Origin of the sequence: Flavobacterium anhuiense (genome assembly GCF_004151235.1) — a bacterium.
In the GTDB taxonomy this organism is placed as follows: Bacteria; Bacteroidota; Bacteroidia; order Flavobacteriales; family Flavobacteriaceae; genus Flavobacterium; species Flavobacterium anhuiense_A.
This window is the reverse complement of sequence record NZ_JUIV01000002.1, coordinates 230,280-248,415: the sequence shown is the minus strand read 5'-3', so window position 1 is coordinate 248,415 and position 18,136 is coordinate 230,280. Positions and strand designations below refer to the sequence as shown.

Annotated in this window: 15 protein-coding genes; 11 read left to right on the top strand and 4 right to left on the bottom strand. The window is 33.8% G+C overall.

Annotated elements, in window-relative coordinates; genetic code table 11:
* Positions 1-35 precede the first annotated feature (35 nt).
* From NU08_RS03920 to NU08_RS03875, 10 genes are all read left to right on the top strand, one after another.
* Positions 36-1,067 (top strand): 2Fe-2S iron-sulfur cluster-binding protein, encoded by a 1,032-nt coding sequence (locus NU08_RS03920; protein WP_129745950.1) that lies wholly within the window; start codon positions 36-38, stop codon positions 1,065-1,067.
* 3 nt (positions 1,068-1,070) lie between these two features.
* Complete coding sequence (nuoH, locus tag NU08_RS03915) at positions 1,071-2,123, top strand: NADH-quinone oxidoreductase subunit NuoH (RefSeq protein WP_129745949.1); 1,053 nt, start codon at positions 1,071-1,073, stop codon at positions 2,121-2,123.
* Between the two features lie 87 nt (positions 2,124-2,210).
* Positions 2,211-2,756 (top strand): NuoI/complex I 23 kDa subunit family protein, encoded by a 546-nt coding sequence (locus NU08_RS03910; RefSeq protein ID WP_129745948.1) that lies wholly within the window; start codon positions 2,211-2,213, stop codon positions 2,754-2,756.
* Positions 2,757-3,296, top strand: a complete 540-nt coding sequence (locus NU08_RS03905) for an NADH-quinone oxidoreductase subunit J (RefSeq protein ID WP_066033069.1) — start codon at positions 2,757-2,759, stop codon at positions 3,294-3,296.
* The gene (gene nuoK / locus NU08_RS03900) at positions 3,296-3,616 is read left to right on the top strand and encodes an NADH-quinone oxidoreductase subunit NuoK (protein ID WP_008466103.1); all 321 of its coding nucleotides are present in this window, start codon (positions 3,296-3,298) and stop codon (positions 3,614-3,616) included. Before NU08_RS03905 ends, nuoK begins: the two co-directional genes overlap by 1 nt.
* Before the next feature lie 6 nt (positions 3,617-3,622).
* Positions 3,623-5,506 carry an NADH-quinone oxidoreductase subunit L gene (gene nuoL / locus NU08_RS03895; protein WP_129745947.1) on the top strand — a complete coding sequence of 628 codons (1,884 nt, stop codon included), beginning with the start codon at positions 3,623-3,625 and terminating at the stop codon, positions 5,504-5,506.
* A 10-nt stretch (positions 5,507-5,516) separates the two neighbouring features.
* Positions 5,517-6,956 carry a NuoM family protein gene (locus tag NU08_RS03890; protein ID WP_129745946.1) on the top strand — a complete coding sequence of 480 codons (1,440 nt, stop codon included), beginning with the start codon at positions 5,517-5,519 and terminating at the stop codon, positions 6,954-6,956.
* Positions 6,957-7,022: 66 nt separating this feature from the next.
* Positions 7,023-8,414 (top strand): NADH-quinone oxidoreductase subunit N, encoded by a 1,392-nt coding sequence (locus NU08_RS03885; protein WP_129745945.1) that lies wholly within the window; start codon positions 7,023-7,025, stop codon positions 8,412-8,414.
* A 163-nt stretch (positions 8,415-8,577) separates the two neighbouring features.
* Complete coding sequence (locus NU08_RS03880; protein WP_129745944.1) at positions 8,578-9,348, top strand: Bax inhibitor-1/YccA family protein; 771 nt, start codon at positions 8,578-8,580, stop codon at positions 9,346-9,348.
* Positions 9,349-9,817: 469 nt separating this feature from the next.
* On the top strand, positions 9,818-12,676 hold the full coding sequence (locus NU08_RS03875; protein ID WP_129745943.1) for a T9SS type A sorting domain-containing protein: 2,859 nt from the start codon (positions 9,818-9,820) through the stop codon (positions 12,674-12,676).
* A gap of 60 nt (positions 12,677-12,736) precedes the next feature.
* Here NU08_RS03875 and NU08_RS03870 read toward each other — a convergent pair whose 3' ends face one another.
* A complete protein-coding gene (locus NU08_RS03870) occupies positions 12,737-14,290 on the bottom strand; it encodes an aldehyde dehydrogenase family protein (protein WP_129745942.1) in 1,554 nt (517 codons plus the stop codon).
* A gap of 179 nt (positions 14,291-14,469) precedes the next feature.
* On the opposite strand from NU08_RS03870, the gene NU08_RS03865 reads away from it, so the two are divergent.
* Entirely contained in the window at positions 14,470-15,426 is a 957-nt protein-coding gene (locus tag NU08_RS03865) for an MBL fold metallo-hydrolase (RefSeq protein ID WP_129746217.1), read from the top strand.
* Between the two features lie 344 nt (positions 15,427-15,770).
* Here the strand turns inward: NU08_RS03865 and NU08_RS03855 are convergent, their stop codons facing one another.
* From NU08_RS03855 to NU08_RS03845, 3 genes are all read right to left on the bottom strand, one after another.
* Positions 15,771-16,082: a hypothetical protein gene (locus tag NU08_RS03855; RefSeq protein ID WP_129745940.1), complete on the bottom strand. Its 312-nt coding sequence runs from the start codon at positions 16,080-16,082 to the stop codon at positions 15,771-15,773.
* A gap of 132 nt (positions 16,083-16,214) precedes the next feature.
* Positions 16,215-16,754 (bottom strand): 3-hydroxyanthranilate 3,4-dioxygenase, encoded by a 540-nt coding sequence (locus NU08_RS03850; RefSeq protein ID WP_129745939.1) that lies wholly within the window; start codon positions 16,752-16,754, stop codon positions 16,215-16,217.
* Between the two features lie 112 nt (positions 16,755-16,866).
* Positions 16,867-17,961 (bottom strand): endonuclease/exonuclease/phosphatase family protein, encoded by a 1,095-nt coding sequence (locus tag NU08_RS03845; protein WP_129745938.1) that lies wholly within the window; start codon positions 17,959-17,961, stop codon positions 16,867-16,869.
* Between the last annotated feature and the right edge of the window lie 175 nt (positions 17,962-18,136).

Here is an 18,136-nt window from a genome sequence, read left to right as displayed (position 1 = left end):
AATATTCCGACTTTCAACATTCAAATCATAAAGAGATGAAAGTAACCATAGACGGTCAAAGTATAGACGTAGAACCAGGAACAACGATCCTGCAGGCTGCACGTATGATTGGTGGAGATTTGGTGCCGCCAGCCATGTGCTATTACTCAAAATTAAAAGGCAGCGGCGGTAAATGTCGTTGTTGTTTAGTTGAAGTTTCTAAAGGTAGTGAAGCTGACCCACGACCAATGCCAAAATTAATGGCATCTTGTGTAACAGGATGTATGGATGGTATGGAAGTAAACAGCAAGTCGTCTGCAAGAGTAACTGAGGCTCGTAAATCTGTAACAGAATTTTTATTAATCAATCACCCATTAGACTGTCCTATTTGTGACCAGGCTGGAGAATGTGATTTACAGAATTTAAGTTTTGAGCACGGAAATCCGAAATCACGCTACATTGAAGAAAAAAGAACATTTGAACCGGAAGATATTGGTCCAAATATTCAACTTCACATGAACCGTTGTATTTTATGCCAGAGATGTGTACAAGTTGCAGATCAATTGACAGACAACAGAGTTCACGGAGTATTAGACCGTGGTGATCACGCTAATATTTCAACTGGTATTTCTAAAGCAATCGACAATGAGTTTTCTGGAAACATGATTGACGTTTGCCCAGTTGGAGCTTTAACAGACAAAACTTTCCGTTTTAAATCAAGAGTTTGGTTTAACAAACCTTATAATGCGCACAGAGAGTGTACAACTCCAGGATGTTGCGGTAAAACTACAGTTTGGATGTTTGGTGGAGAAATTCAGCGTGTAACTGGTCGTAAAGACGAGTACCATGAAGTTGAAGAATTCATTTGCAACAGCTGCCGTTTTGACCACAAAGATGTAAATGACTGGGTAATTGAAGGACCAAGAGAATTTGAAAAAGACTCTGTAATCAACCAAAACAACTACACTCAAAAATTAGAGAAAGTTACCATCGATACAGAAAAGAACATTCTTTTAGGTAGAGACATTGACCGTAAAAAAATTAGTATGGCAGCAATTCCATTAACTGATAAAGACCAAAAACAATAAGAAATGGAAAGTGCATTTATTATAGAAAAGAGTGTTGTTATTGTTGTCGTTTTTGCGGTAACAATGATTATGGCAATGTATTCTACTTGGGCAGAACGTAAAGTTGCTGCTTTCTTGCAAGACCGCGTTGGACCAAACCGTGCTGGATGGGGAGGTTTATTACAGCCGCTTGCAGATGGTATGAAATTATTCTCTAAAGAAGAGTTTTTCCCAAATACGCCAAATAGATTTTTATTCGTAGTTGGACCTGCAATTGCGATGAGTACAGCCTTGATGACAAGTGCTGTAATTCCGTGGGGAGATCGTTTGCATCTTTTTGGAAGAGACATTATTCTTCAAGCTACCGACGTAAATATTGCTTTATTATACATTTTCGGAGTTCTTTCTGTTGGAGTTTACGGCATCATGATTGGTGGATGGGCTTCTAACAACAAATTCTCTTTGATGGGAGCTATACGTGCAGCTTCTCAAATGGTTTCTTACGAAATTGCAATGGGATTATCAATTATTGCTTTATTGATGATGACTGGAACAATGAGTTTAAAAGAAATCTCATTACAGCAGCAAGGAATGAACTGGAATGTTTTTTATCAGCCGTTATCATTCTTAATTTTCTTAATCTGTTCGTTTGCAGAAACAAACAGAACTCCATTTGACTTAGCAGAATGTGAAAACGAGTTAATTGGAGGTTACCATACAGAATATTCATCAATGAAAATGGGATTCTATTTATTTGCTGAATATGCAAGTATGTTTATCTCTTCTACTATTATTTCTGTTTTGTTCTTCGGTGGATACAACTACCCAGGAATGCAGTGGATGGTAGAAAATGTAGGTGTAAATGCAGCTAACCTATTAGGAATTGGAGCATTATTTATAAAAATATGTTTCTTCATATTCTTCTACATGTGGGTACGTTGGACTATTCCAAGATTTAGATATGACCAATTAATGAACTTAGGCTGGAGAATTTTAATTCCGCTTTCGATTATTAATATCATGATTACGGGCGTTGTTATTTTAAGACACGATATTGCAGCAATTTTAGGATTCTAAGAACCGTAACAAGCTTCAAATAAAAAACAAAATAGATTTTGAATTTGATTGATATCAAATTGTAAATCATAAACTATAATAGTAAAAATGTCAATAGAAACTATATCATTATCGGGTAGAAAAAAGGTGGTCTCAAATAAGGAGATGTCTTTTGTTGAACGATTGTATCTTGTGGCGATTGTAAAAGGTTTATTTATTACGGTAAAACACCTTTTCAGAAAAAAAGTTACCATTCATTACCCAGAACAGGTTCGTGAAATGAGTCCAGTTTACCGTGGTCAGCACATGTTGAAACGCGATGAGCAAGGCCGTGAAAACTGTACTGCTTGCGGATTGTGTGCATTATCATGCCCTGCTGAAGCGATCACTATGAAAGCTGCAGAACGTAAGCCTGATGAAAAACACTTATATAGAGAAGAGAAATATGCAGAAATCTACGAAATCAATATGCTTCGTTGTATTTTCTGTGGTTTATGTGAAGAAGCTTGTCCAAAAGACGCTATTTACTTAACAGAATCTAAAGTATTGGTTCCTGCTAACTACAATAGAGAAGATTTCATTTTCGGGAAAGATAAATTAGTAATGCCTTTAGAAATGGCTTTGAAAAATGCTCAACTTAAAAACGCGAACTAAATGATACATATTCCTGATTTTGCACACGCAACAACTATTCAAGTTATCTTTTGCTTTTTAGCGTTTATTACCGTTATTACTGCTTTCTTGACTATTTTCAGTAGAAACCCGATTCACTCGGCTATTTACTTAGTGATCTGTTTCTTTTCTATTGCTGGTCATTATTTACTATTAAATTCTCAGTTCTTAGCTGTTGTACATATAATAGTCTACTCCGGAGCTATTATGATTCTGTTCCTGTTTACGATCATGTTGATGAACCTGAACGAACAGCGAGAAGTTCACCGTCCTAGAATTACACGTTTAGGCGCTATTGTGTCTTTCTGTTTAATATTGATTGTTTTAATTGCAATCTTTATTAATTCGAAACCAATTGTTGGTGAATACGATTCTACTGGAGAAGATTTCCAATCAATTAAAGTTTTAGGTAAAATCCTATTGGACGAGTATATGGTTCCTTTTGAATTTGCTTCGATCTTACTTTTGGTTGCTATGATTGGAACAGTTCTATTGTCTAAAAAAGAAAAATTAAATAAATAATGGGTAATATATTAAATCAAATAGGTATTGAAAACTACATCTTTTTGAGTGTTGTACTTTTCTGTATTGGTATTTTTGGTGTATTGTACAGACGAAATGCTATTATCGTTTTCATGTCTATCGAAATTATGTTGAATGCGGTAAACCTTTTATTTGTTGCTTTTTCAACTTATCATCAAGATGCGCAAGGACAAGTTTTTGTGTTCTTCTCGATGGCGGTTGCTGCAGCCGAAGTTGCGGTAGGATTGGCCATTTTAGTTTCTATCTTTAGAAATATCGGATCAATCAGTATCGATAATTTAAAAAATTTAAAAGGATAATCAGAAATGGATACCAATTTAGCTTTAATTTTAGTTTTAACTCCTTTACTAGGTTTTCTAGTAAATGTCTTTTTTGGAAAAAGCTTAGGAAAAACAGTTTCTGGTGCAATCGGAACTATTGCCGTAGCAATTTCTTTTGTAGTTTCTCTTTTACTTTTTAATCAAATAACTTCAACTGGAAAAGGAATTCAGGTTACTTTATTTGATTGGATTCAAATTAGCAACTTAAAAATCAATCTTGGATTTTTATTAGATCAATTATCTGTTCTTTGGTTACTTTTCGTAACGGGAATTGGTTCTTTGATTCACTTATACTCTATCAGTTACATGCACGATGATGAAAATATGCATAAGTTTTTTGCCTATTTAAATCTATTCGTATTCTTCATGATTACGCTTGTAATTGGAAGCAACTTATTAGTTCTTTTCATCGGATGGGAAGGTGTTGGACTTTGTTCTTACTTATTAATTGGATTCTGGCATAAAAACCAAGATTACAATGATGCGGCGAAAAAAGCTTTCATCATGAACAGAATTGGAGATTTAGGTTTATTAATCGGAATGTTCATTATTGGTTCAATGTTCTCAACATTAGATTATGCGACTTTACAAACTGCAATTGCTGGAGCTACTAACTTAAATTTACCATTACTTTCTTTAGCAGCTTTATGTTTGTTTATTGGAGCTTGCGGTAAATCTGCTCAAATTCCGTTATACACTTGGTTACCTGATGCGATGGCTGGACCAACTCCAGTTTCTGCTTTAATCCACGCAGCTACGATGGTTACTGCAGGTATCTTTATGGTAACAAGATTAAACTTTGTTTTTGATCTTGCAACAGATGTTCAATCTGTAATTGCAATTATTGGAGCAATCACTTCACTAGTTGCTGCTACAATTGGATTAGTTCAAAACGATATCAAAAAAGTATTGGCTTACTCTACAGTTTCACAATTGGGTTTAATGTTTTTAGCATTAGGATTTGGAGCTTATGAAGTAGCTGTTTTTCACGTAATCACTCACGCTTTCTTTAAAGCTTGTTTATTCTTAGGATCTGGATCTGTAATTCACGGATTACACGGAGAGCAAGATATGCGTAACATGGGAGGTTTGCGTAAAGCAATGCCAATCACTTTCTGGACAATGTTAATTTCTTCATTAGCAATTTCAGGAGTTCCATTTTTCTCAGGATTCTTTTCTAAAGACGAAATTTTATTGACAGCTTTCCACCACAGTATTCCATTATACGTTGTTGGATCAGTTGCTTCAATCATGACAGCTTTTTATATGTTCCGTTTAATGTTCTTGACTTTCTTCAAAGAATTTAGAGGAACAGAAGAACAAAAACATCATTTACACGAAAGTGGTTCATTAATTACTATTCCACTTATCATCTTAGCTATTTTGGCGACTTTTGGAGGATTGATCAGTTTACCTGGAAACAGCTGGTTAAATGGATACCTTGCTCCTCTTTTCACAAAAGTAGCTGGAGAAGAACACCACTTAGGCACAACTGAATACACTTTGATGGGTGTTGCAGTTTTAGGTGGATTACTAGGAATTTTAATCGCTTACGTAAAATACTTTAAACAAGATAATGTTCCAGAATCTGATGAAAACATTACTGGTTTAAGCAAAGTTTTATATAACAAATATTATGTAGACGAAGTTTACGATGCAGTATTTGTTCAGCCAATTAATAGTTTATCTAAATTCTTTAGAGACTATATCGAGACAGGATTATCTGCTCTTGTTTTTGGATTAGGTAAAATAGCAAACGAAATTGCTTTCCAAGGAAAAAAATTACAAACCGGAAGTATAGGATTATATCTATTTGTTTTTGTTTTAGGACTTTGTGCAATTGTTTCCTATATATTTTTAGCTCAATAATATTATTACTATGAACGTTTCTACTATATTAATTATACTTTTAATTGGTGCATTTGCCACTTATTTTTCTGGTGACAAACTAGCTTCAAAAGTTGCTTTATTATTTAGTTTAGCAGCTTTAGGATGTTCAATTGTATTATTGAATAATTATAATGCTGGCGAAAATATCAGCGTAATCAACAGCTGGATCAATCAGCCTAAAATTTCATTCGCTTTAAATGGTGACGGACTTGGACTTGCAATGGTTTTATTAACCGTAGCTTTAACTCCGATTATTATATTTTCTTCTTTTGGAAATGAATATAAAAATGCAAAAGGCTTTTATGGATTAATCTTGTTTATGGCTTTTGCCATGGCGGGAACTTTCTTAGCAGCTGACGGTCTTTTATACTACATTTTCTGGGAGTTAGCACTTATTCCAATCTACTTTATTGCTTTGATTTGGGGTAATGGTGACGCTGAAGAGCGCAGAAAAGCAGTGGTTAAATTCTTTATTTACACACTTGCAGGTTCGTTATTCATGTTGACTGCTTTTATTTACTTATACACAAAAGCGGGTTCTTTCTTAATCGAAGATTTATACAAATTAGAATTATCTGCTTGTGAGCAATTCTGGATCTTCTTGGCTTTCTTCTTAGCTTATGCTATTAAAATTCCAATTATTCCTTTCCACACTTGGCAAGCAAATGTATACCAAAAAGCACCAACAGTTGGAACAATGCTTTTATCTGGTATCATGCTAAAAATGGGATTGTACAGTGTACTTCGCTGGCAATTGCCACTTGCACCAATCGCAGCTAAAGAATACATGCATATTTTTATTGCTTTAGGAATTGCAGGTGTAATCTACGGATCAATCGTTGCATTGAGACAAAAAGATTTAAAGAAATTATTAGCTTATTCTTCTCTTGCTCACGTTGGATTAATTGCTGCTGGATCTTATACTTTAACGCTTGATGGTTTTAGAGGGTCAGTTATGCAAATGATCGCTCACGGTTTTGTTGTAGTGGGATTGTTCTTTGCTGCTGAAGTAATTTTCAGAAGATACGAAACTAGAGAAATTGGCGAAATGGGCGGAATCCGTGCTCAATCTCCAAAATTCACATCGATGTTTTTAATCTTAGTATTAGCTTCTGTTGCATTACCAAGTACATTTAACTTCGTTGGAGAGTTTACAGTATTATACAGTTTATCTCAAATCAATATCTGGTTTGCTATTCTTGGCGGTACTACTATTATTCTAGGTGCTTACTATATGTTAAGAATGTTCCAGCATGTAATGTTAGGAGAAACTAATTCTAAAGCTTTTGCAGATGTTACACTAAACGAAGGAATTTCATTTGCTGTAATCATTGCAGTTTTATTATTCTTTGGTTTCTATCCAAAACCAATCACAGATTTGATTACACCAAGCTTGGAAAACATTTTACGAGTTATCAATAAGAACTAATATTTTAAACAAAAAATAAATTAGGATTTAAGCTTAAAATTGAAATCCTAAATCAAAAAGATAAAAATGAATACATTAATAGCTATAACAGGATTGGGTATTTTCTGCCTATTGTTTGAAATTCTTAATTTAAGAAAGGCGATCGTTCCTATTACCATTTTGGGTTTATTAGGCGTATTGGCACTTAATTACTGTGAATTTGGAGCAGAACAAAGTTATTACAACAACATGATAGCAGTGAGTAAGTTTTCTACAGCTTTTTCATCATTGTTTATCGTTTTGACTATTTTCCTTGTAGCATTAAGTCATAATTTTTACCAAAATCATCCAACGAAGATTTCTGATTATGTTGCTATTAAAGTTTTCTTACTAGCTGGAGCTGTAGCGATGGTTTCTTTTGGAAACTTAGCCATGTTCTTCTTAGGAATCGAAATCTTGTCTATTGCATTATATGTTTTAGCTGCTAGCGATCGTTTGAATATAAAGAGTAACGAAGCAGGTATGAAATATTTCTTAATGGGGTCTTTTGCTTCTGGAATTATCTTATTCGGAATCTGTTTGATTTACGGAGCAATGGGAACTTTTGATATCAGTGAAATTCACGAAAGCGCTTTATCTGCAGAATTACCAATCTGGTTTCCTATTGGTTTAATTTTAATGATTATCGGAATGTTATTTAAAGTTGCAGCTGTTCCTTTCCACTTCTGGGCTCCAGACGTGTACGAAGGTTCTCCAGCTCTAACAACAGCTTTAATGAGTACTTTAGCAAAAGTAGTAGCTATTGCAACTTTATTTAAGTTGATTTCTGGAATGAACGTGATTTCTTCTTTAGAAAACCAAGATCTTTTACATACGTTTGAAGTTATTGTAGTTATCATCTCTATTGCTTCAATGTCTGTGGGTAATATTATGGCATTAAGACAAGTAAACGTAAAACGTATGCTTGCTTTCTCAGGAATTTCTCATGCAGGTTTCATGTTAATGACATTATTGACTGTTTCTGCTTCTGCTGGAGTTCTACTATATTATACTGCTGCTTATGCATTGGCAGGAATCGCTGCTTTCAGTGTAATCTTATATGTTTGCAGAGATCATGACAATGAAGATATTACAAACTTCCACGGTTTAGGAAAAACAAATCCGCTATTGGCTGCTGTTCTTACAGCTTCGCTATTATCAATGGCCGGAATTCCTATTTTCTCTGGATTCTTTGCTAAACTATTCTTATTCAACCAAACTATTCAAGCAGGATATATTGGTTTAGTAATTGTTGCTGTGATCAACTCAATCATTAGTGTTGGATATTATTTCAAACTGATCATCGCAATGTATTCTAAAGAACCTAATCAAGAAAGAACAGGAAAACCATTCCTTATTTATGCTACAGCTGTAGTATCAATTGTTTTAAACATTGCATTAGGTTTATTTCCATCATTAGTTTTAGACTTATTGAAATAAGATCATTTCAATAATTAAAATATTCGAAAATCCATTAAAATTTATTTAATGGATTTTTTTTATACCCTAAATAAAGAACAGAAATTCATGTTAAAAAAATCTTTCCTAAGATTGCACTTCAAAAAATCTCCATATATTTGAGTTCAATTAAATGTATTAAAATATGAACTTTAATTCAAAAAATCCATTTTTAAACAGTAAGCGTTTTTCATCAAATGCTGAACCTAGAACAGAAGTACACCAAGCTCAGATTATTGATTACAATCAAGAAATGACGGTGTCTGGAACAATCAACAAAACAGCAATCTTATTCCTTATTTTATGCGGTGCCGCTATGGTAACATGGTGGATGACTTTTAACGGAATGAACCCGATGCTACCTACAATTGGAGGAGCAATTGTTGGTTTCATTTTAGTATTAGTTTCTTCGTTCAAACCACAGCTATCTCCTTACCTAGCTCCAGGATATGCATTATTTGAAGGATTATTTATAGGAGGTATTTCTGCCATATTTGAATTAAAATTTCCTGGAATTGTAATCAATGCAGTTGGTGCAACTCTGGTTACTTTCTTAGTTTGCCTTGGTTTGTATAAATTTAGAATTGTAAAAGTTACAGAACAATTCAAATCTGTTGTTGTTGCTGCAACGTTGGCAATTGCAACTTATTATTTAATTTCTTGGGCTGTCTCTATGTTTACAAACTGGACTCCTGTTCACTACGGAAATTCTATGATGAGCATTGGTATTAGTGTTTTTGTTATCATCATTGCTGCTCTTAACCTTTTCTTGGATTTTGATTTAATTGAAAAAGGTGCAAGAGAAAAAATGCCAAAGTTTATGGAATGGTACGGAGCAATGGGATTAATGATTACATTGGTTTGGTTGTATATCGAATTCTTAAGACTTTTATCAAAACTTTCGAGTAAAGACTAACAGTCTGTTTTAAATAATCCAAAAGCCTTTTTGAGTAAAATCAGAAAGGCTTTTTTATTTCAACCAATTAATTTTTTTGATTATAAATATCAAAACTTCTAAGAATAATCTGTTATTCAAAACACGAAAAGAATCCATTTCCTACAAAATTTAAAATGTAATTTATTGCAATAAAAAAAATTACAGACTCTCAATCTCCATTTTGTTTAAACTTTTCGAATTGTTAAAAGCGAGAAAAATACGGCTTTCCACAATCAATTGATTATATGTAATAAATTACAATCAATGCAATTTATTACATTTTCAACATTTTAAAAGCTAAATAATTTAAGTATCCTCTTTTTTTTAGTAAAAAAATTATACTATTAAAAATTAATATATAATTTTGTGTAATCGATTACAATTAAACCACTTGGAATCGTAAGTAAAAACCACATGCTTATTTTATTAACTATCTTAAACAAACCTTATGAAAAAAAACCTACTTTTCGTGGCTGTCTTTCTTATGACAGTTCAATTATGGGCCCAAACCATTCAAATTAATGAAGCTTCTGGCTGGCTAGAATCTGCTTTTGTAAAATGGCAGCCAGTCAGTGGTGCCCAAACCTACAATGTGTATTATACTGGAAACGGATTTACAGACCAAAAAATAGATGACCAACTTATTAGAAGTTATGGTTCATACTTTCGCGCCGATATTCCAGGTCTTAAAGCAGGAACTTATACTGTAAAAGTAAAACCTGTTGTAAACGGTACTGAAGGAACTGGAGCAACAACAGGCAATTTAACAGTAGCCGCACACGACAGAAATGGATTTGCTTTTGAAGGCGGACGTGTTCCTGGAGGATACAAAGCTGACGGAACTCCTAAAGACAATGCTGTAATTCTTTACATTACACAAAATACCAAAAACACAATTTCGATGAATATTACTGGAGCTAGCGCAAATCCTTGCATTGGTCTTCAAAATATTCTTTACGCCATTAAAAAAGGAAAAGATACGCGTCCGTTTATCATTCGTTTAATTGGAAATATCACTGATATGACGGTTATGGAAGGTGGCGACGTAGTTATTGAAAATGCAAACAATGCTTCTAGCTATGTAACAATTGAAGGTATTGGTGACGACGCTGTAGCGAACGGATGGGGAGTTAGATTAAAATCGGCTTCAAATATAGAAGTAAGCAACCTTGGATTTATGAACTGTAATAGTACTGCAGGAGATAATGTAGGAATGCAGCAAGACAATGATCACGTATGGGTTCACAATTGTGATTTATTTTACGGAAACGCAGGAAGCGATGCCGACCAGATAAAAGGTGACGGAGCATTAGACAATAAAACTTCAACTTATATTACATTATCTTACAACCACTTTTGGGATAATGGAAAAGCAAGTCTTTTAGGCTTAAGCGAAGGAACAACTTCAGGATTGTACATCACGTACCACCATAACTGGTTTGATCACTCCGATTCTCGTCACCCTCGTGTGCGCTATTATTCAGCACATATTTACAACAACTATTATGACGGAGTTTCTAAATATGGAGCAGGTTCAACTATGGGCTCTTCTCTTTTCGTTGAAGGAAATTATTACAGAAACAGCAAACATCCAATGTTAACTTCTCTTCAAGGTTCTGACATTTGGGACGAAGCCAATCAAGTAAATAATGCCGGAACAATGGGAACATTCTCTGGTGAAGCTGGAGGAAGCATTAAAGCTTTCAACAATACTTTTGATGCTTCTAATGGAACAAATAATATGCGTTTTGTAGCTTATAACGATCCTAATCCGTTATACAATATATCAGGAAAAATAAGCTCTACAACAGATTTTGATGCTTATGTAGCTACAACAAGAGGAGAAGTGGTAAGCAGTGCTGTAAAATCTAAATCGGGCGCTAATACCTACAACAACTTTGATACAGATGCTAATTTGTATGTAAAAAATCTAACTATCGATACTCCTGCTGCTGCGAAAACAAAAACAACTCAATATGCAGGACGTGTATCTGGTGGAGATCTAAAATGGACATTTAACAATGCTACAGATGATACTTCTTCTTTGGTTATTACGGCATTAAAAACAGCTCTTACCAACTACACTGGAACTTTAGTTGCTGTACAAGGAGAAGGAAATCCGCCTGCTGGAACGCAGACTTTAACTTTAACTTCTTCCGCAAACAATAATCAAACTGTTGCAAGTGGTACAGCAATTTCTTCAATCGTATTTACATGGGGTGGAGATGCGACTGATGCAACCGTAACTGGATTGCCAGCTTCTGGATTGACTTTTGTAAAAAATACTACAGCTAAAACGATAACTATTTCTGGTACGCCAACTGCAACAGTTTCGTACTCAATTGCAACTTCTGGAACTAGTGGTTCCCCAGCCACTGGTTCAGGAACTGTAACAGTTACTGCTGCTGGAAACCAAACTTTAACTTCAACAGGAAATAATAGCCAAACTGTTTCTTCTGGAACTGCTATCGCTTCAATCGTCTTTACTTGGGGCGGAAACGCAACGGACGCATCTGTAACAGGATTACCTGCTTCTGGGTTGTCTTTTGTAAAAAATACAACAGCAAAAACTATCACGATTACGGGAACTCCAACTGCAAACGTGTCTTATTCTGTAACAACTTCAGGAAGTGCAGGAACTCCTGTAACGGCATCAGGAACAATAACGGTGACAACAGGCTCAAGTGGCGGATCTGAATTACATAATTTTACAACATCTGGCAAAACAAGTACATTCTACTCTATTACAGGAAACATGAATTCAACTCCTGGATCTGTAACTTACAACGGATTAACATTAACAGAGCGTTTAAAAATAGAATCAAGCACATCTATAACGTATACAACAACAAGTGCGTCTACTTTAACTTTGGTTTTCGATTCAAATTTTACGGGAACTATTAAAGTAGATAATGTTTCTTACACGGCATCAGCAGGTATCGTAACTGCTTCAATTGCTGCAGGTTCTCACACTATAACAAAAGGTTCTGTTGCCAACTTATTTTACATTAGCACTGTTTATAGCGGAAGTACTTTAAGAATGGCTGTTGGAGCTGAAACTACTGCAAAAGAAAGTACAGAATCATCAAAAATAGTTTTATATCCAAATCCAGTTTCAAGCACTTTATTCTTATCAGATCCAGAACAAAAAGTTCAGAGTGTGCTTATATACAACATTTCTGGAAACTTGGTAATTAATTCTGGAAACTCTGAGAGTATTGATACAAGCAGTTTAATTCCTGGTACTTATTTAGCCAAAATTATTACTGTTGATGGATCAATAAACCAAACACTAATTAAAAAATAAAAACCAAACTTAACTTAAAAAGGCTTCCAAAATTGGAAGCCTTTTTTCAGTTTTATACTTTTACAAATCAAATTTAATTCCCTGTGCTAGAGGAAGATTCGTAGTATAATTGATTGTATTGGTTTGACGTCTCATATATATTTTCCAAGCATCTGAACCTGATTCACGTCCGCCTCCAGTTTCTTTTTCACCACCAAAAGCACCACCGATCTCTGCGCCAGAAGTTCCAATATTCACGTTTGCGATTCCACAGTCAGAACCTGTTGCAGATAAAAATCTTTCTGCTTCACGTAAATTATTCGTCATAATTGCAGAAGATAATCCTTGTGCAACACCATTTTGAATTTCGATTGCACTTTCTACTTCGCCTGAATATTTAATTAAATATAAAACTGGAGCAAATGTTTCGTGCTGCACAATTTCAAACGAATTTTCAGCTTCGGCAATCGCAGGTTTTACATAACAGCCGCTTTCATAACCTTGACCAGAAAGTACTCCACCTTCTACAAGAATCTTTCCGCCTTCAGCTACAACTTTATTTAAAGCTGCCGCATACATTTCTACAGCATGAGTGTCAATTAGCGGTCCAACGTGATTATTTTCGTCAAGCGGATTTCCGATTCTTAACTGTTTGTAAGCTGCCACCAATGCATCTTTTACTTTATCATAAATACTTTCGTGAATAATCAATCGACGAGTTGAAGTACAACGCTGTCCAGCCGTTCCAACAGCTCCAAAAACAGCTCCGATAACCGTCATCTTAATATCGGCATCTGGAGTCACAATAATAGCATTATTTCCTCCAAGTTCTAATAAAGATTTACCTAATCTTCCTGCTACAGTCTGCGCAACAATTTTCCCCATTCTAGTTGAACCTGTTGCAGAAATAAGCGGAATACGAGTGTCTGCAGTCAACAACTCTCCTATTTTATAATCTCCGTTTATTAAACACGAAATTCCCTCTGGAAGATTATTTTCTTTTATAACTTGAGCGATGATATTTTGGCAAGCAATACCGCAAAGAGGTGTTTTTTCAGAAGGTTTCCAAACGCAAACATCACCAGAAATCCATGCTAAAGCTGTGTTCCAAGACCAAACCGCGACTGGAAAATTAAATGCTGAAATGATTCCAACAATTCCCAACGGATGATATTGCTCGTACATTCTATGTCCTGGTCTTTCAGAATGCATTGTTAACCCGTGAAGTTGGCGTGATAAACCAACTGCAAAATCGCAGATATCTATCATTTCCTGAACTTCTCCAAAACCTTCTTGCAATGATTTTCCCATTTCGTAAGAAACTAGTTTTCCAAGAGCTTCTTTATTTTGTCTTAATTTTTCTCCAAACTGACGTACAATTTCACCACGCTGTGGAGCAGGAATCAATCTAAACGTTTTAAAAGCCTCTGCAGCTGTTTGAATTGCTTTTTGGTAATCCTCAGCAGTTGACATCTTTACCGAAGCAATTAATTTTCCGTCAACTGGCGAATAACTATCTAGAATTTCTCCCGAAGAAAAATTATTAATTCCTGTTGATGTTCCTTCATTTATGGTCTTGATGCCCAATTTTTCAAGAGCTTCCTTCATTCCAAATTGCGATGCTATTGTTGTCATTGTAACTTTTTTGGTTAAAATTGTTATATTTTTATGTAAAGATATTGTTTTAGAATTAATTTTCAATTGAAGTTAATTCATAAATGAAAGTAAATTTAAGCTTATTTTATAGTATTAACAGAAACGAAACCTCATTATTGAATTTATTTAATGAAATTTGTGCACTTAAAATTAAAAACATGACTCTTTTTAATAGGCTTTTGCTTTGTTTTCTTTTAGTTACTACCAATATATTTTCCCAAAAAGAAAAACCCTCTTTTTCTATAGTTCCATTAGGCGTAATGGGCGGTATTGATGAAAAAAATCTTTCTGCTTATTTAATATCTCCATCAAATACAACTGATTATATCTGTCTTGACGCTGGAACTGTAAATGCGGGAATCGAAAAAGCCATAGAAAAGAAAACTTTTAAAGTTTCTACAAGCCAAGTTTTACGCAAATACATCAAAGGATATTTAATTTCTCATGCACATTTGGATCATGTTTCGGGTTTGATTATAAACTCTCCTGCCGATTCTTCTAAAACGGTCTATGCAACGAATAAATGTATGGAAATGATGGAAAACCATTATTTCAACGATCAGACTTGGGCTAATTTTGGAGATACAGGTCCTGGCTTTCCTTTAAAAAAATATCATTTTCAAACCTTGAATCTAGGAGAAGAAACTCCTTTAACTAATACCAAAATGACGGTTAAAGCTTTTTCTCTTAGCCATGTTAATCCGTTTGAGAGTACTGCTTTCTTAATTAAAAATGAGAATGATTATGCACTATATTTAGGAGATACAGGACCAGATGAAGTAGAAAAAAGCAATAATCTTCGCGATTTATGGACTGCAGTTGCTCCATTGGTTAAAACCAAACAATTGAAAGGAATTTTTATTGAAGTTTCGTTTCCAAATGAACAACCAGATAAATTTTTGTTTGGTCATTTGACTCCGAATTATTTAATGAAAGAACTTCATATTCTAGAGGATTTAGCAGGAAAAGGTTCTCTAGAAAACTTTAAAATCATTATCACACATTTGAAACCGCCTGCAAAGAATATTACAAAAATTAAAGAGCAATTAAAAGCTCAAAATGATTTAGGATTAAAGATTATTTATCCTGAACAGGGGAAGAAATTTAGTTTGTAAAAACAAATTACTTGTAGGTTTATTTTTATATTTTAGCCAAATATTTTTTGAAAGATGAAAATTGTTTGGTCAACAAAAGCTAATTATACTTTTTATAAAACGCGAGATTATTTAATTCATTACAGGAATAATGAAATTGCTCAAAAATTCGTAAATGAAGTTTTATTAATCCTTAATTTGATTTCTAAAAATCCTTTACTAGGCAAATTTAGAAATGATTTAGAATGCAATGAAATATTAATTTCAAGGCATATATCACTTTATTATATTATAAATAAAGACTTAATTCATTTAATTAGGTTTCATGACAATCGACAAAAACCGTTAACAATCTTAGATCTTTTTTAGATTATTCCTTTTCTCTTTAACTCAAGCAACATATCCTCATGAGTTATAAAATTCCCCTCTTCTAGCTCACGTTTAGCCTGTTCAATATCTGCCTTTAATTCTAATCTAAAGTTTTCTTCAGGAGAAAGTATTTTAGCAATAGATAGTACTTCATCAGGAGTAAATGACTGTGTTTTCAGTTTACGATAGAATGTTGGACTAGGGATTCCTACTTTTTCAATTATATAGTTTTTCTTGTAAGGTGATTTTTCCATTAATCCTTCAATATTATCAACTATATTTTTATATGCAATTATTTCTTGTATCATAATTGATTGTTTTTTGTTTCATATTTGATACAAATGTAGAAAATAATTTCTTATTTGAATGAAAATACACCAAAATAAACCCGGCCAGTTTTTAAAAACCTGTCGCGTTTCGTATTTCTATCAAATAAAATATTATTTCTTAGCCGTGAATCTAGGATCAGTTTCCATAACAATTCCACAATTATCGCACGTTCTTAATTCTTCTGAATTGTAGAAATGTTCAAAATGAGGAAGGAAATCTTTTTCGATATTATGAAGTTCAAAATACACTTCATACAATTTATGATTGCAATTGTCACAATGCCAAAGCAAACCATCTGTAAAGCCTTGTCCAGCACGTTTACGTTCAATTACAAGTCCGATCGAACCTTCTGAACGAACAGGAGAATGTGGCACTTTTGCAGGATGCAGATACATATCGCCTGCATTTAATTCCATTTCTTTACGCTGTCCATCTTCCTGAATTACCACTTTTATACTTCCTTCTAGCTGATAAAAAAGTTCTTCTGTTTCGTTATAATGATAATCTTTTCTTGCATTTGGTCCCGCCACAATCATTACAATATAATCTCCAGAATCTACGTAAAGATTTTTATTTCCAACTGGCGGTTTTAATAAATGACGGTTTTCGTCAATCCATTTAATTAAGTTGAAAGGTTTTGCTATAGCCATTTTTATTCAAAATTTATGAAAAGCTAAGGTAGTGAAAAGTATTCAGTCGCAGTCGCAGTTTTCAGTTTTACTTAAACTGATTACTGTGGCTGAAAACTGAGACTGAATCCCATTAAAATTCTTTTATCAAATACACATAAACTGGAAGGTGATCACTAAAACCTGCTTCACTGAGTGTATTTCGCAATGGATACCCTTTATAGGCACCTGAATTTTGAATAAGATAAGGTCTGTTGAAAATGCCTGCTTTCCAAAAATTAAAAGTCGAAAAATCTGTTTTAACGAAAGAAGCTGTCATGATAATCTGATCAAAAATATTCCACGAATCACGATACGCAATAGTTCCCAAACCTTTATTGGCAAGTTCTTCAAACGGATTAAAAACATCAAATTCTGAAACTTCAGTCTTTATGCCCTTTGCTCCTAACCAAGCTTTTATACTTTTATTAAATGGTCCGTCATTAAAATCTCCCATTGTCAATACTTTAGCTTGTGGATTAATTTGCTGTAATGAATCGATAATTTTTCTATTCAATTTACCTGCTGCTTCGCGAAATAAACTCGTTGCCTTTTCTCCACCCGATCTTGATGGCCAATGATTAACAATAATATGAATTTCTTCATTTTCTAAAAATCCAGAAACCAAAAGCTGGTCTCTTGTAAAAACACGATTTTTATTTTCTTTTTTAACTTCAATTTCATCGTCTAAAACTTCTGTTTCTTCTTCTTTTTTAGAAATTTCTTTTTTATAAATAATTAAAGGAATATTCGAATAAGAAGTCGGTCTAAAATATTTTTTCTGATAAAGTAGCGCCACATCAATACCGCGTTTATCTGGTGAATCAAAGTGAATAATTCCCAAATCTAGCGACTGTAATTTTGGCTCTTTTATTAAATCTTCTAAAACATTTCTATTTTCGATCTCTGCTGCTCCAATTAAAGTGGGCGCATTTGAATTTTCTGGTGTCCCAATTTCTGATATTGCTTTGGCTAAGTTTTTTAATTTTTGCTGATATTTTTCTGTTGTCCAATGTTGCGCTCCATTTGGCGTCCATTCATTATCATTTGTAAATGCATCATCCACAGTATCATAAAGGTTCTCGAAATTGTAGAAGGCAACTGTATGTATTTTATACTTTTTGGATTGTCCAGAAAGAGCTAAAAATGAAAAAATAAAGAACAAACAAGATTTGAATTTGAGCGGCATATAAAGAAAATTTAATGATAGCAACAAAAACAAATGTAGGAAAATTATTAAATTAAATTTCCGATTATTATATTTGTTTCTCTAATAATCTCTTGTACCTTGCTTAAAAAATCTGACCAATTTTACAATGAAAAAAATACTGTTTTTAGCCTTCTTTTTTAGTTTTATAAACAAC